The 15,637-nt window shown below is 36.9% G+C and carries 16 protein-coding genes; 9 read left to right on the top strand and 7 right to left on the bottom strand.

What is annotated here, in order from left to right; genetic code table 11:
- Entirely contained in the window at positions 1–1,557 is a 1,557-nt protein-coding gene (locus tag CDG62_RS01385; protein WP_005028656.1) for a UvrD-helicase domain-containing protein, read from the top strand.
- Complete coding sequence (locus CDG62_RS01380; RefSeq protein WP_005028658.1) at positions 1,550–2,194, top strand: hypothetical protein; 645 nt, start codon at positions 1,550–1,552, stop codon at positions 2,192–2,194. The genes CDG62_RS01385 and CDG62_RS01380 overlap by 8 nt, the downstream gene beginning before the upstream one ends.
- A 52-nt stretch (positions 2,195–2,246) precedes the next feature.
- Here CDG62_RS01380 and CDG62_RS01375 read toward each other — a convergent pair whose 3' ends face one another.
- Genes CDG62_RS01375 through CDG62_RS01365 form a run of 3 tightly spaced genes read right to left on the bottom strand, consistent with a single transcriptional unit; the run spans position 2,247 to position 5,132 of the window.
- Positions 2,247–2,672: a hypothetical protein gene (locus CDG62_RS01375; protein ID WP_005028662.1), complete on the bottom strand. Its 426-nt coding sequence runs from the start codon at positions 2,670–2,672 to the stop codon at positions 2,247–2,249.
- Between the two features lie 14 nt (positions 2,673–2,686).
- Positions 2,687–3,097 carry a hypothetical protein gene (locus CDG62_RS01370; protein WP_005005820.1) on the bottom strand — a complete coding sequence of 137 codons (411 nt, stop codon included), beginning with the start codon at positions 3,095–3,097 and terminating at the stop codon, positions 2,687–2,689.
- Between the two features lie 22 nt (positions 3,098–3,119).
- Positions 3,120–5,132, bottom strand: a complete 2,013-nt coding sequence (locus CDG62_RS01365; protein WP_005028664.1) for a peptidoglycan DD-metalloendopeptidase family protein — start codon at positions 5,130–5,132, stop codon at positions 3,120–3,122.
- A 243-nt stretch (positions 5,133–5,375) separates the two neighbouring features.
- Between CDG62_RS01365 and CDG62_RS01360 the strand changes: the two genes are divergently transcribed.
- On the top strand, positions 5,376–5,870 hold the full coding sequence (locus tag CDG62_RS01360; protein WP_005028665.1) for a hypothetical protein: 495 nt from the start codon (positions 5,376–5,378) through the stop codon (positions 5,868–5,870).
- A gap of 61 nt (positions 5,871–5,931) precedes the next feature.
- Here the strand turns inward: CDG62_RS01360 and CDG62_RS01355 are convergent, their stop codons facing one another.
- On the bottom strand, positions 5,932–8,937 hold the full coding sequence (locus CDG62_RS01355; RefSeq protein ID WP_005028667.1) for a DotA/TraY family protein: 3,006 nt from the start codon (positions 8,935–8,937) through the stop codon (positions 5,932–5,934).
- Positions 8,938–9,203: 266 nt separating this feature from the next.
- On the opposite strand from CDG62_RS01355, the gene CDG62_RS01350 reads away from it, so the two are divergent.
- Both CDG62_RS01350 and CDG62_RS01345 read left to right on the top strand, forming a co-directional pair.
- Positions 9,204–9,617 (top strand): hypothetical protein, encoded by a 414-nt coding sequence (locus tag CDG62_RS01350; RefSeq protein WP_005028668.1) that lies wholly within the window; start codon positions 9,204–9,206, stop codon positions 9,615–9,617.
- 49 nt (positions 9,618–9,666) lie between these two features.
- Complete coding sequence (locus CDG62_RS01345; protein ID WP_005028669.1) at positions 9,667–10,068, top strand: hypothetical protein; 402 nt, start codon at positions 9,667–9,669, stop codon at positions 10,066–10,068.
- Between the two features lie 121 nt (positions 10,069–10,189).
- Here the strand turns inward: CDG62_RS01345 and CDG62_RS01340 are convergent, their stop codons facing one another.
- On the bottom strand, positions 10,190–10,891 hold the full coding sequence (locus tag CDG62_RS01340; RefSeq protein WP_087528928.1) for an IS1 family transposase: 702 nt from the start codon (positions 10,889–10,891) through the stop codon (positions 10,190–10,192).
- A gap of 417 nt (positions 10,892–11,308) precedes the next feature.
- Between CDG62_RS01340 and CDG62_RS01335 the strand changes: the two genes are divergently transcribed.
- The 3 genes from CDG62_RS01335 to CDG62_RS01325 all read left to right on the top strand — a co-directional run bounded on the left by CDG62_RS01335 (position 11,309) and on the right by CDG62_RS01325 (position 12,686).
- Positions 11,309–11,989: a DUF305 domain-containing protein gene (locus CDG62_RS01335; RefSeq protein WP_087528922.1), complete on the top strand. Its 681-nt coding sequence runs from the start codon at positions 11,309–11,311 to the stop codon at positions 11,987–11,989.
- A 90-nt stretch (positions 11,990–12,079) separates the two neighbouring features.
- Positions 12,080–12,418 (top strand): ISC system 2Fe-2S type ferredoxin, encoded by a 339-nt coding sequence (gene fdx, locus CDG62_RS01330; RefSeq protein ID WP_087528921.1) that lies wholly within the window; start codon positions 12,080–12,082, stop codon positions 12,416–12,418.
- A gap of 79 nt (positions 12,419–12,497) precedes the next feature.
- A complete protein-coding gene (locus CDG62_RS01325) occupies positions 12,498–12,686 on the top strand; it encodes a heavy-metal-associated domain-containing protein (RefSeq protein ID WP_087528920.1) in 189 nt (62 codons plus the stop codon).
- A 575-nt stretch (positions 12,687–13,261) separates the two neighbouring features.
- Here CDG62_RS01325 and CDG62_RS01320 read toward each other — a convergent pair.
- A protein-coding gene (locus CDG62_RS01320) for an IS3-like element ISAba14 family transposase (RefSeq protein WP_223155595.1) occupies positions 13,262–14,394 on the bottom strand; the annotation gives its coding sequence in 2 pieces (ribosomal slippage) (positions 13,262–14,142 and positions 14,142–14,394; 1,134 coding nt in all).
- Between the two features lie 62 nt (positions 14,395–14,456).
- Here CDG62_RS01320 and CDG62_RS01315 point away from each other — a divergent pair.
- Positions 14,457–15,014 carry a hypothetical protein gene (locus tag CDG62_RS01315; protein WP_162904005.1) on the top strand — a complete coding sequence of 186 codons (558 nt, stop codon included), beginning with the start codon at positions 14,457–14,459 and terminating at the stop codon, positions 15,012–15,014.
- A gap of 159 nt (positions 15,015–15,173) precedes the next feature.
- Here the strand turns inward: CDG62_RS01315 and cueR are convergent, their stop codons facing one another.
- Positions 15,174–15,632: a Cu(I)-responsive transcriptional regulator gene (cueR, locus tag CDG62_RS01310; RefSeq protein WP_087527711.1), complete on the bottom strand. Its 459-nt coding sequence runs from the start codon at positions 15,630–15,632 to the stop codon at positions 15,174–15,176.
- Between the last annotated feature and the right edge of the window lie 5 nt (positions 15,633–15,637).

The following is a 15,637-nucleotide window of genomic DNA, read 5'->3' as shown; positions in this document are numbered from 1 at the left end:
ATGGTTGTGAAGAAAATTACTCAAAAACCTACCAGTGAACAGCAACGAGCAATTGATAAAGCAACACGACTAAAAACCAGTTTTAAATTGATTGCTTTTGCTGGTACTGGTAAGACTACGACATTGATCCATTGTAGTAGTGCTTTGCAACAACTAGGTAAGCTTGGACTATATCTATCATTTAATAAAAAGATGGCAGATGAAGCTAATCAAAAATTCGCTGAATATGGGCTGAATTCAGTCACATGTTCTACATTCCATTCTCTAGCTTACAGAAATATACCTGGTTGGCTGAAAAATAAGATTAACAAACCTACGTTACTTCCTAAAGATATTGTTCAAAAGTTTAAGCTTGAAAACATTCGATTTCAGTACAACGGGAAAAACCGACAACTCACCGATCTAACATTAGCGCTGATTATCCTTAATACATTACGTTATTTTTGTATGACAGTGGATCAGACTGTTACCAATGATCATGCTTACATAGCTTTAAAAGAACAAACATCAATTAAGCGCAATGACGTTCTTGAAGATAAAATCACTTCAATTGCGAAAATGATCTGGAATGATGTAGTTGATCCAAACGGTGATTATGGTATTACACACGATTACTATCTCAAGTGGTGGGTACTGCAAAAACCACAACTTGATTTTGATTACGTGATGGTAGATGAAAGCCAAGATAGTGACCAATTAATACTAGACGTACTCAAACGTCAAAAAGCAAAAGTTATTTTTGTTGGAGATCCATACCAAAGCATATATGGCTTTAGGGGTGCGAAAGATATTTTACAGAACCTAGATCTTGAAGCATTGTACTTAGAACAGTCGTTTCGGTTTGGTAATGCAGTTGCAGATATAGCTAATCTACTTCTCAATAAACTTTTTGGTGAAACCAGACAGTTAAAAGGTTTACCAAGTAAAACGTCAAAAGTTACCACTTTCAGTACATCAAGTTATGCACCATCTTCATTGAACGCGATTATTTGTAGAACAAATGCTACGGCTTTTGAATACTTTTTTAAGTTTCATGGCTACCTTAATGGCGAAAAGAAAATACGTCTTGAGGTTGATGGAAAGCGCAGTAAAGATATTTTCAGTGGGATTTTTCAACTGAGAGCAAATAAACGGCCAACGTGTAAAGAGCTTCAAAACTTTTCTTCCTACCAAGAGCTTGTGGACCATATACAAGTGTTTGGAGAAGTGGAGGGGGCAACTACAGAATTAAAAACCTTTCTGGATCTAACAAACCAATACTCATGGCAAGTGATTGAGTGGGCGTTAGAAAATAGTATGGCTGATGATGAAACTGACCCAAAAAACACTTTGGTCATTAGCACATCACACAAGAGTAAAGGTTTAGAGTGGGATAATGTCCTAATCGCAAAAGGCTTTAACTATAAAATTCTCGATAAAAAGCTAATGATTTCTGCAGATGAAAAACGGCTGTTGTATGTGACCGTAACACGAGCCAAAAACATATTATTTACAGATGGCATTAATGATTTATTGGAACACTTAAATTCAAAAAATACGGAGATTTCAAATGCCTAATCAAGTTGAAGTTCTGCAAAATAGAGTGTTTCAGGCATGTCACAATGCTAGTTATATTCGCGGAGAGTTTCATCACGAACCGTATATCATGGAGCTTGTTAAGAAAAAGGGCTCACAGGTCGCAGATATAATCACACCACTTCTTGAAATGTTTCATCTAATTGAAAAGGAAACAAAGTCAATCTTTAGTTTCACGGAAGATTTTAATTTCAAGCAACGCCATTTTGAACCAGGTGTTTATCTCAAAACTAAAGAGATATTAAATGGTGTAGAAACGTTCGATGGCCTGGCTATCGTTGATATTCCTTCAGGATCTTTTAGAAGCATTGTCATAGATTCAGGCGGTGGAATTGCTTCAAGTAAACATACAATTGAGCAGTTTAAGGAATTAAAGGGGAGATATTTAATTCCATTTTATTTTGATGGAATATATGTGCACCCTCACTGTTATACATATTTTTTCATCGAAAATGATATTAAGAGGGTGATGCCCCTTGAGGCTTATGATTCAAGCAAAGTAGGAAATGAGCAAAACATGGGCTTGCATTGGGTAGAAGAAGCAATTGAATACGGTAATCTTCACTTTGGGTTTGAAGTTGAAACACCAGATACCGAAACAATTATAGAAAAAGTCTAAAACCAAACGACAAAAAAGGGCATCTTATAGATGCCCTTTTTATGTTTTGAAATTAATAAGAAAGGTCGATTGCCACTTGTGCTAAAGATGTAAAAGCAGAGGATTCACACATAAAAGATTGACGAATAAAAAACGATGGATTGTATGAGCTCACCATAGTTTGACTATCACAGTTTTGGCTAAATTTAATATGTTGTGTATTGATTGCTTGCCAAGCTGCAGCATTCTTTTGACTTTCCGCACGAACGTCTTTGATGAAACGTGTTAATGATTGGTTGTATGGTGTATTGCACTTAAGTTCTGGTGAACCGTACTCAGAATCACGCGCTTCATTATAATTAAACACGCATTTTTGATACTCAGCTTGTACCTTGTTATAAGCTTGAATAGCTTCAGCTTTGGTCTTATAACCAGCGTTGGCAGATGACGTAATAATGGTAGCAGCACATAACAAAGCTAAACTTAAAAACTTTTTCATAACCTGATCCTTTATTACTTCATTAATGCCGGAATAAACATTGCCCAACCTAATTTATTGGTCGCTTTACATTGCATGCTTAGTGTTTTGTACTTTGCAGTCTGGCCAGCGTATAACTGATCGCAGTTAGCAAGTAACTGAGTAAAGTTTCGATTGTGATCAGCTAGAACACGCGGAGCTTCTTCATTATTAATATATTTAGAAGCAAGGCTACCAAGCTGACTTGCGCGGTTATAAACATTTGTATAGCAATTTAGGTGTTTTGCATCAAATGGATCGTTAGAAACCGCAGCACATTTAACGTTTACTAAGCGCAGTTTTTCAAGTTCAGCACGAATAGAGTCTGAGCTAGTATTAGCACTAGCATTAAAAGATGCACATGCTAAAAGGCTAAAACCCAATAAAGACAAAAATCTGTTTTTCATAATATTTCCTTTAATTGCTCTATTAAGGGTATTCAGAATAGTAAGGGCATAAACGCATAACAATACCTTCAAATGTAACGGCTTCAGCTAAAGTCACAACACCATCTCGAGGGTTTCTATCGAGGTTTCTGTTCGCATTATATTCACGACTAGGGCTTTTATATGGTCCACCTAAAACTAGAGCATAAAACCCAGCTATTGTTTTATTATTATAGTCGCTTTTACGTTGTCGTGCTTTTACTGCAAGATATAAATCTAATAATTCGACTTGTTGTTGAGCACTCAGTGTAGTGATTTGCTTAGGGTTTGATTTAATTGAAGCTGGTATTCCTCTCGCTGTTAAATCTGAAGCATTAATATCTGTTATACCAATTTTAGTCCATTGACTTAAACCATATGCACCAGCGTTGTTGTCAATTTTAAGATTAAAACCGGCAGATTCAAAACCAAGAATAGCTGCAACGTCATTAGGGTTATAACCATGTTTTAAAGAAACACGTTTAATACCATCTTTAACCGCACCAAAAGCACCTGGTATACCCCAACCACATTTACGATCTGGAGTACCTTGTCCACCTTTTAAGATTTGTGCATCTGAATAAACTTGCCCGTTTCCACCTTCCTCAAAAAGCTGTTTCATTTCAACTACTGCTACTTCAGGAATAACAGTTGGTTGTTCAGCTTTCGTATAAAGTTCATCTACACGGCCAGAATAGCGTTGAGTTTCTGACGCTGTATAAGCTGCCAAAAGAGCCTCTAAGCGTTCATTTTGTTTATGGATCTCTTTAGTCAAATAGTTTTGTGCATTGATAATGTTTAGCTTTTCAATCAAAAGCCCCATCATCGACATAGTTGCTAATTCATTAAACCATTTAGAGTTGCCATAACGTCCAGTACCAATGTTTTCAATTAATTCTGCTGGCGTAGAATTAAGTGCACCAATATCAAAACCCACATCATCAGCCGTACCACCAAAAATAGTTCTAGGCGGTGCATATTGAGCAACATCATTTGCATAAATGGTACCGCTTGCAGCTGCTTCAGGTGAGATAGTACCGTCAGCAATCATTTGAGCGACTTGCACTTGTGCAGATCCATAAGCATCCATCGAAACATCGCCACTAAATGCAAGTGCTGGAAGCTTTTTGCCTTGTTTTACTGCAATGCCATCTACCGATGAAGAAACGGGGAGGGTGATTCCTGTTGATGATGAATATAAGGCATTCCATTGAGTCCTAATGGTGTTACCCAAGTACGGTGTGTATTTGTTTTCTAATGCTTGTCCTTGTGGCGAGACACTAATCACAACGTCTTGAGGTAAATATGGCGTAGGATCTGTTAACTTATATTCAGAACTACCCACATATGGCGCAGATCCTTTAACGCGTTGCTGAAGTGCAATGGATGGATTTTTAAAAACTTGATCTAAGTTTTTATTCAGCCAAACATCTAGCCCACGTTTTGCCTTTACACCATATTCAATGTGCAAATGCACGGCACATGAACCACAGCCTTTATTTGACATGTGTGCGATGTTTTGACCAGCTTGAATACGTTGACCAGGGTAAGCGTTATATTTTTTTTGATACGATGGATCAGTATGGCGATACATGATTCGATCGCCAGTATCCATCTGCATAATTAGTGGGTTAGTGGTTGATTGGTTGCTTGCACCAGATGAACGTGTGTCATAAGAGACAATAGAACCTGAACCAATTGCTTTAAGTGTAAGGTCATTAGGATTCGCACGACTAATATCAATACCGTTATGACTACCAGCAGCGCCCCCTCGCAAACGAAATTCACCAAAACGACCAGCACTACGGCGCCCATCATTCGGCATGATCGAATATTTATGGAAAATCATTTTTTGAGCGTTGTTAGGAACTTTTGCCGTATTAGCATTTGTAGCGGTTACGTTTTCAGAAATAGGATCGGCGTTAGCGGTATAAATAAAAGCCGAACAAGTCACTAAAATTGCGACTTTAATGCCACAGCTCAAGGGCTTTAATTGAAATGAGGGTTTAAATTTCATAAGTGAATCGCCAGGCTTAAAGGAAGTTCTTAAAATAAATTAACTTCTTATTAAATGTCCCTAATAGCTAAGTGGACGGATTAAGTATATACGATTAAATACTTATTTTATACTTTAAAAAAAGTTTTTAGGTTTTGTTTTAAGATAGTATATACATATAGCGTTAATCTTATTGATAGGTTTAAGAATAAGGTTACATGGTTTTAATATTTTAATTTAATAAAAGTAGTGAGGTATCTAAATATGTTAAATCACGCACACGTTTTAAGCGCTACTTTCGACCAAGCGATTGACCGTGCTTCAATGGGATTAGACTTTTTAATCCAAAACAAAGTACACATGAAGAATGAAAATGCCTTGTTAGCTCACATTGAAATGCTAGAAAACAGAATCAAAGGTATTACAAATCAGTACAACGAATTGGTTACTGAAGCGAACGCACACATTGATGACGTTACAAGCAAGCACAATGAGCTGGCGAACAAGTACAACAATGTTTGCGCCCAAATGAAAGCAAAAGACATCGAGCTTAATAACAAGCAAATTGAGTTAGAAGAAGAGCGTATCAACAACTTTGACTTACTTGTGCAAAACCGTTCATATAACAATTTGAACCGTGCTTACAGTCATGCAGTTGGTCAGCTAGAGAAAGATCAACAGCAACTTGTTAATATCGGCGTTCGTAGATTTATTTTTAACTCTACAAACAAAAACAACATTCAGAAAATCAACTTTTAATTATGAATATTTTGATAAAAAAAATGGTGCTTATAAAGCACCATTTTTTATTGTCTAGATTTTAAGGTTTACCTTTAAACTTAGACAGAGTTGAACTTAAACCTGAACGCACACGATTAGTCATAGTGCTACGGCCAGAAATATTAGATTTCTTGGTTGCACTAGAACTAGCACCAAAACGTGCATTAGGAGTCGAACCAGTACCATACGTATAGCCAGTACCACTTGCAACATTCACACTACCGAAAGTAGAACCAGTCTTAGATGCTGATGCTTTAGCTACACCACGATTAAACGTAGAAGCTGTTTTTCCGTAAGCATTTGCACCATATAGACCACCACCAGTAGTAGGCGTATTATTTGTACCACTTACACTTGTAGCACCCATACCGAATGTAGATTGACCTTGGCTTGGGGTAGGTGATGTTGGTTTAGCACCAAGACCAGTTCTACCACCCGTACCACCAGTGACACCACTTGGAGTAATACCACCTGTACCACCAGTTGCAGCGCCAAAAGAAGCGGATCTAGCTGGCATGTTTACAGGGCTATATGCAGTCGTACTACCAGTACCGCCTAATGTATTACCACCTGTACCACCATTGCCACCACCACCACCTTTCGGATTATTTGGACCACCCTTACCACCATCAGGACGTCTACCAGGCGGTAAAGGACGGCGAGATGCTGGAGATGGACCAGACAACGTACTTGCAGCGCCACCAAACTTTTGAATAGCTTCTTTTGAGTTTGTTTCACCCCACTGACCGCCATTCAATCCAGAACCAATCCATTGTTGTACTTGGTCAGCAACACTAAATACCAACCCGTAAATCAGGTAGATCGCTGAAGTCATCAAGAATAGATATAAGAAGAACTTCCAGATAAACGTAATCAGCTCAGTAAAGATAACTGTAAACGTATTAGATGAATAAGCGATGCTCATTGCACCTTGGTAGCTAAAGAACATATCAGTAAGCGTAACAAGAGCTGGCCCGATAATAATTTCAGCCATCCAGAAACCAACAATGATAAATATTGGTCGCATGAACAACGTTAATACCGTGACATAACCTTGTGTTTGGCTACCGACAAAAGTACGCTCAGGGATCATGTGCATTAGCGCCCATAAAGGCAAACCACACACAGCGTATAGGATATGGATGATCCAACCTACACAAGCTAGACCAAAGAAGATCATTGGCATATATGGAATAACAACCGCCATCCACACACCAAGAATCGTCAAATACGTTACTAGCTGACCAAGGATAGGAGCAAAGATATTTTCAACGGCATATTCTAAAGCGTTGGTGCCTTCTTCAGTTACGCCCTTAAGCCCTGGTACCCATTGAACAAGAGCAGAACCAGAACGAGCAGTAAGCACGACTAATTTCATACCGACAACAGTACCTTGAGCCACAGCTTTATAGACTAAGATTGCTTCACCAGTATCTTGAATATTACGGATAACATTCGTATTGCGGTGCAATGTAGTAGGGCTGATATTTGAGCTTGACGAATTATTATTTAATAATTCCGCATCGCCTTTTTCACCGACCAATACACCCATTACCAATGATTTAGTAATGTTTGTTGCCCAAGCAGAACCATATGCCGAAAACTTTTGATCGATGTTGGATACTTTGTTTGAGTCACCACCATCGGTAGACATTGATATTAAGTTGGTAGAGTCGGCAATATCGCCGTTTGCCACCCAATTATTGTTGGATGTAATGCTACCAACAGCATTATCCATTGCAACATAAACGGTGTTATAAATTGCTTCACCTTTTGAGTTGCTCATGATTGCTGAATTCAGTGTAGGAGGGCTGAACGTCCACAAAGGTTCAGTAATATACTTCTCAACAATAGCGCGATATTGACCTACTTTAATACGAGCTTCAGGCGTCATCATCCAACCGCGCTGATTTAGCGTATTAACAACAGTTTGAACCGCAGTATAGCCATTTTCAGAAGTCAGAACATTATTCGTTACGGTATGACTCTTATTCACATAATTATCAACTAGCGCATTGAAAGCATCCATAGCAGCTTTACTAATCGGGAATGTTCCTTCCTGTTCAGTGGCATTAGGGCTTACTTGATATGCGATATACCACTTTTCTAAATCGATAAAGAATTGACGATATAGATTGTTCTTTTCTTGTTGTAACTTAGCTTGAACATTTGCCAAAGCAACGTTGATCTTGTTTTGATCTGATTGGCGAAGTTTATAAACAGGAATGTCCATTAACTCAGCATTAACCGCAGCTGGATTAACAACGTTCATTGAAGCACCGCCACAGATCGGCTCTTTTTTGCCCCCAACTTCTAAACGGCTGTCAGCGTAAGCGAAGTTATAAGTAACAGATGTCCAGTTACTTGCAGTTTTAGCGGTTTTATCAATGTAGTTTTGCTTTTTCTCTACTGCAGTCATGCTAACACCAGGATTAGCATTCGCCCCATAAGCACCATCACTAAAATAGCGCCCGAATGCTGGCGGTAGAGTATAAAACTCTTGGTTTAGAACGTTAATACAATGCAACTGGCGAAGCATAACAGGCGCATTTTTCCTAAATCCAAAGATGTCACGCTGATGATCGTGCGTATCTGACAAACTAGCCGAAGCCATTAAGGATTCGCCTAACGTTCTATTATTAATTGTATTGGATACATTATTTGACCATAGCACCATACCTAGCACGACTACTTGAATGAAACAGTAGCCGGACGCCGTAGGTAAAAGTAAAATAATCGAATATAATATTCGGGAAAACATCGTAGTGACTTTTGAATCTTTCCCGAAAGCTTCACCGTCCTGGGCGCTTTTCAAAAGTGCTGTTAAACCAATACCGATCGCAAAAACCAAAACCAACGACATTGCCACACTAGCTACACCGCCTAATAATATATTAGTGAGTAAACCTGATGATGGTACTGTCGAGGCTGGTCCAGACGCATTGATAAACGCATTGATGAAGTCGTGTCCAAAGATAGATGAGAGAAGAGTAACGGCTTGGTCGCCATCACAATTCGGATTTGTCGATTGACAAAATAAACTCATAGCTAACTCACCGTTTTTCTTAATGCTTCTTATACATCGCTTACTTAAGACGACTAAAAGCAAAGTGTTATAAATTACAAGTTAGACGTTTAACTAAAAGGCTTAATACCTTTTAACCAAAGAATCATTAAAACCATTTTATTACAAATAACAATGGTTTTTAAATTAGCAATAATGTACCACAAAACTGTTATTGGTATATACAGAAAGTTTAAACATGACTTGCTAATTGTTTTAATGATTTAGTTTAAATACAAGAGACTATTATGGATAAAGCAAAGTTTACATCTCACTTAATTTTACTGTCGGAAATTAAGAAATCTGTATCTAAAGATATGGGGAAAGATATAACTGTTTTAGAGTTATCCTACATACTCAACCAAAGCATAAATCCTTTAATGGCAATAACTTATAAAGAAAAACTAGATAAAATAAATACTTTTGAATTAGATCCTATTGAAGTTCTCAAAAAACGGAAGAACCTAAAAATATTAAAAGTATTAAACCTCATGCTTACGTTAAATCTAGACAAAACCATTAAAAAAGACGATATAGAAAGTTACAACGAGTATAAAGACAAGTTTTTAGAGAACATCGCAACAATAGGTTTAGACAGATTAGAGCAAGAAGCGTTAAAGGTACAAATTGAAAATTTATTGAAGTATAATTGGGTATCTTAATACATCTCTTAATTTTAAGATTCTGACTTTAATAAAGGGTTTAAGCCAAATGGAAAACATACAGAACGAAGAAGATATACTTCAAGACGCGACCAGAGCCGTTTTTAATTGTGGCACTAGTTTTAGTGAAGCTAAAGTAGTTTCCCTTACTGACGAGTTTAACCCACAACCTACACTACAAACACAACGAACCAACCTAAAATATATCTACGACAATAAACTACCGAATGAAATTGGACGTCAATTAGCGCAAGAACCAGAATACCAAGAAGAAACACGTTCATTACTTGTTGGTCACTTTAAAGAAATGGCTCTAGAAGATTTAATTGAGCAGCAAGATTACCAAAACCGCTACAAACAAACAGATCCAGAATTGGACCAAGACAATGAATCTGAAAACAATATGGATAATGAATACACATCACGCCCACCAGAGCCTAGACCTTGGTAAGCCTAACCATTAAAAAGAAAATGCCCGAATGATGGGCATTTTTTATATCTACGTAGTAAGCATCCGGCTAACACAGCCTTACCAAGCGATCCTAGGTGGTGTTTCAAAAAGTATGCTGGCGTTAAACAAATCCGTTATTAAGGTAAAAGAAAGTCAAATCAAAGGCTTTAAAATGATTTTCGAGCTTTTTAGAAAAGTTGCAACTTCTCCTAAATCCACGCCTGATTCGATGACGAATTCTACAATTGTTACCTTCAATACCGACGGTAAAAAACTTACCGATCACTTGCTTGCAACATTGAAATGCTGTGATAAAACTATCCCAGTCATCACTCGCAATTCGAGCATATTGAACCCCAAGCTTTTTAAGTCTAGCTTTAAGACGTTGAACCGTTGCTAAATCCCGCTTACCCCAAACATAAGCAACAATTTCTCCAGATTCTCGATGGTAGGCATAAATAAGCCATTGTTTATTTTTCTTATTCCCTACAAAAGTCCAAAGTTCATCGACTTCAAGACATTCGTAGTGGCTTTGTTTAGGCTGAATCTGATAGATCGATTCACTTAAGGTTCGTAATACCTTGCCAATGCTGATACGCTCGACTTCAGCAATATCTCTTACACCGCTTCCTCTGACCATTAAATGTAATATCTTGCCGGTAATACCTGAGTTACACCCTTGATAGCTTAATGCATGATCACCAATAAATTGACGTTTGCAATCTTTGCACTGATGGTTTTGTTTCCCATCTACTTTGATGCCATTTCTCTTTATATTGTTACTTAGACAGGTAGGACATTTGATTTGTAGCGTTATTTTCATACCTCTATTTTATCAAAAGCCATATTGTTTTTTTCAGCATACTTTTTGAAACACCACCAATTTTTTAAGTATAAAGTTTGAGAATGTTTGTAGTCTTTTGTAGTGCATCCAATAGTAAAATAAATAATTGTGAAACCATGAAGAAACATATCAAATTGATTTTTATATAAAAATATTATTTTTGATTGGAGGTGATTTATTTAATTCTATTGATTATTGTGACGTACTACTGAGTCAATTGTTGTTAAGTATTTGTTTTTAAGTATTTTAATTTTTTATTTGATTAGGTGTTGACCTTACCATAATTGGAAAGAATAGAGTTACTACATCAAGGGTAATGATGTACCAGATAGGAAAGAATAACTTCCGAGCTTATTACCCATTATTTTTTCATAATTGTAGTAAGAGGATAGCTCCATGAAACGCTTTGTTCCAATGTTAATGGTCGGTGCGATTGTATTTAGTGCGGGGTGTTCCTCTTCTGACGCTCCAAAGGATAATTCAATGAGTGAGAATAAACATGAAAGCCATTCAATGCACCATGATATGAATGGTTCAGCTAAAACAGATAATCCATCTACAAATGCCTATATGGAAGTAAATACTCGTATGCACAGCGGAATGGGTATTGATTTCACGGGAAATGCAGATACTGACTTTATGTTGGGTATGATTCCTCACCATCAGGGTGCGGTTGATATGGCAAAAGTAGTTCTTCAATATGGCTCTGATCCAAAAGTGCGTCAGCTTGCTGAAGATGTTATCTCTGCCCAGGAATCAGAAATCAAGATGATGAATGAATGGTTGGCAAAAAACAAAAATCATTCTGACAGCAAAAATGAAGATAGCCCATCAACTCAAGCATACATTAAGGTCAATGATGAAATGCATGCAGATATGATGGTTCCATTTACAGGAAATGCTGATGTTGATTTCATGAGAGGCATGATTCCTCATCATCAAGGTGCAATTGATATGGCTAAAGTAGTTCTTCAATACGGTTCTGATCCAGAAGTGCGTCAGCTTGCTGAAGATGTTACCTCTGCCCAGGAATCAGAAATCAAGATGATGAATGAATGGTTAAGTAAACATAAGTAGATACTTCTCTATTCGATGTTCTTTTAAATGAGGGGCTTTTAAAAGCCCCTTGTTTTATCTATAAATTTAATGAATTGAGGATTATGTTATATGCCAAAAATTATAGTTCTTCCGCATGAAAAGATTTGTCCACAGGGTGCGGAACTTGAAATTGAAAGTGGAAGTAATTTATGTCGAAGTTTATTGGATCATGGCATTCCCATCGAACATGCCTGCGATTTATCAGGTGCATGTACAACATGCCATATTGTCCTGAAAAAAGGGTTCGACAGTTTAGAAGAAATGGATGATGTAGAGGCGGACTTACTGGACCGTGCTTGGGGGCTCACGGCCGAATCAAGACTATCTTGCCAAGTTAAAGTCCAAGATGAAAACTTGGAGGTAGAAATACCTAAGTACACTATCAATTATGTCTCTGAGGGACATTGATACTTTAATATTAATGCTTGACCTTACAATAATGATAAGGTTTATATTAAATATATTCTGAATAATAGTGGAGTTAAATATGGAATTTCATGTTGAAGGTATGACCTGTGGTGGTTGTGCACGAGGTGTCACCAGAGCAATTCAAGCGGTTGATGCTAATGCAAAGGTAATTACTGATCCGCCAAGTCGCAGTGTGAAAGTTGAAACAACTGCAACACAGCAACAAGTGGTTGAGGCTTTAACAGAGGCTGGTTTTCCTCCTCGCTAAGAGTGAACAAAATAATAAAGCGACTCAAAGGAGTCGCTTTATTACTAAAGTAAAAGAAATCTACTTGTAGTTAATTTGCAATAGTGCTCTACTCTTGTAATGGATTTTATCTAATATTAATTTTATATTGTGGCTGTCCCATATTTTTCCGTGTATACAATAGCAACTGTTTCAAATATGACTAATAATTATAGAATCGCTAACAAAAAAACAAGCTTTATTAATTTATCCAATTTAGTAAAACTAAGTTAAAATAGATATTTTTTAAGGGGTTTTTGATGAGTATTATATAATATGAACAACGCATAGTTGCGTTTATTGACATATTAGGTTTCAAAGCAATAATTGATGAAACTGAACTACCAAATAATCAAGATAAAATTAATAATATCAAGGAGGCTTTTGATTTAATTGGTGATTTACTGAAACAACACTATCATCCTGATCAAATCCAACAAGTCAAATACTCTACTTTTTCAGATTGTATTGTCTTTTCATTTCCAGTACGTCAAACAGAGGTGGTCCCACTTGTTTGAACAACTAAAAGCGTATTTATAAGTGATATTCCGCTCTAGTTAAGCCACCTTGTTTTGTTGGGGTAGCTGATCATAGTAAAACTCATTTGGTGTCATTTTGTCTAGACTCGAATGAGGTCGTTTCAAATTATAAAACTCAAAATATGCACTTAATTGCTTTTTCGCATCTGTGACACTGCTATAAGCTTTGAGATACACCTCTTCATATTTAACGCTCCGCCATAATCGTTCAACCATCACATTATCTACCCATCGACCTTTACCATCCATACTGATTTGAATGCCATTTGATTTCAATACATCAATAAATGCATCACTGGTAAACTGGCTGCCTTGGTCTGTATTAAATATTTCAGGTCGACCATATTTTTCAATCGCTTCATTTAAAGCCGAAATACAAAAATCCACCTCCATACTAATCGATACCCTATGCGCAAGTACCTTGCGGCTATGCCAATCAATCACAGCACATAAATAAACAAAGCCTTTTGCCATAGGGATATACGTTATATCCGTAGACCACACTTGATTACTGCGCTGAATAGCCAACCCTTTGAGCAGATATGGATATTTACGGTGAGCTTGATTAGCCTGGCTTAAATTTGGTTTGCAATATAACGCCTGAATACCCATTTTCTTCATTAAAGTACGTGTATGACGTCGTCCTATATGATGTCCTTGACGATTCAACAAATCACGCATCATACGACTGCCTGCAAAAGGATATTGCATATGTAATTCATCAATACATCGCATCAGCTTCAGATCTGATGCACTCACAGGTTTTGGGCGATAGTAATAACAACCACGGGAGACTTTCAGCAGCTTAGCTTGCTTAGATACTGAAATCTGAAGTGAGTCGTCGATTAACTTTTGTGGTTGAAGCGGCCCAGTTTCTTCAACACACCTTCTAAAAAATCAATTTCTAATGCCTGCTCACCGATTTTTGCATGTAGTTTTTTTAGATCGATGGGTGGTTCTGTTGGAGCTTTTGATTGATCGAAAGCTTGCGAGGAAGCTGAGATCAATTGATTTTTCCAGTCAATAATTTGGTTTTGATGAACATCAAACTCAGCACTCAATTCAGCAAGTGTTTTTTCTGCTTTAATCGCAGCAAGTGCTACCTTAGCTTTAAAATCATTTGAATGATTTCTTCTTGGTCTACGTGCCATAAAATACTCCATATATTGATGTTTATAACATCATTTGAGGAGCAGAATATCACTTATAGGAGTTGTTCAAATTTACGGATCCATCTCTAACCAATAATTTGTTTTTTTCTTTGATACCACTTATTTGGTTGCAAGCTATACTAGTATGGCAACACAATATATTATTACGAGGTGCACTGACCATAGGCGAAATTTATCATGATGAGAACATGGTTTTTGGTCCTGCAATGGTAGAAGCCTACGAGCTTGAAAGTAAGGTTGCTGAATTTCCTCGTATTATTTTACATGATAAAATTGAGGCTGATTATGAACAATGGTTAGCTGAAGTAAGAGCAACTGATGATCAGGAAAGAATCTACGATCTAGAAAATGAAAAAAACTATACATTTAAACCCAAGGGTTTACTCACTAAAGATAATGATGGACATTATTATGTAGACTATTTAGAAAAATTTGCAGGTGAAATGGACAATCCTGAAAACTATGTTAACTTTATTGCTCATATTGAGAGCTTTATTGAGCCTTATTTAAAACCAGATACTGCTCCAAGTATTCTAAAAAAATATATATGGTTATATGAAAAAATCCAAAAAATTAAAACTCAGATGTCAAGTAGTTAAATCAATACAGATATATAAAAGTTATTTAAAATTCTCAAGAAACTTAATGTCTCAAGTAAAAATATATCAATATATTTTTATATAGTAAATTCTAGAACCCTAACATGTTCTAAACATTAATAAAAAACAAGGGTAAATTAGTTTACCCTTGTTTTTTTACTATTTCCTTCGGTTTAAAGGCGAAACAGAAAGCAGATCGTTATGATGGTGAACATCTTTTATTTCGTTACTAGGTTCTTGCAATCCCTCAAGGATCGGACAATCAGGTCTATTGTCACCAGCACAACAGTCGATTAAGTCCTTGAGGATATTTTCCATTTGCTGTAGGTCATGGATACGTTCTTCCAGCTTCTCAATGTGATCCTGAGCCAGACGTTTGACATCAGCACTTTGTCTACTGCGATCATTCCATAAATCAAGTAGGTCTGATATTTCCGCTACTGAAAAACCAAGTTCACGACTTCGCTTGATAAACTTTAAACGTTCAACATCATTTGCTGAGTAAGAGCGATATCCTGCATTATTACGTCCCGCAGCGGGAATCAGACCAATCTGCTCGTAATAACGAATCATCTTTGCGGTAACCCCTGAAGCTTTAGAGACTTTACCAATGTTCATCATAT

Origin of the sequence: Acinetobacter sp. WCHA55 (assembly GCF_002165305.2) — a bacterium.
GTDB lineage: Bacteria > Pseudomonadota > Gammaproteobacteria > Pseudomonadales > Moraxellaceae > Acinetobacter.
Note: the sequence above shows the minus strand (reverse complement) of the source record. Positions and strands in the feature narration are given on the sequence as shown.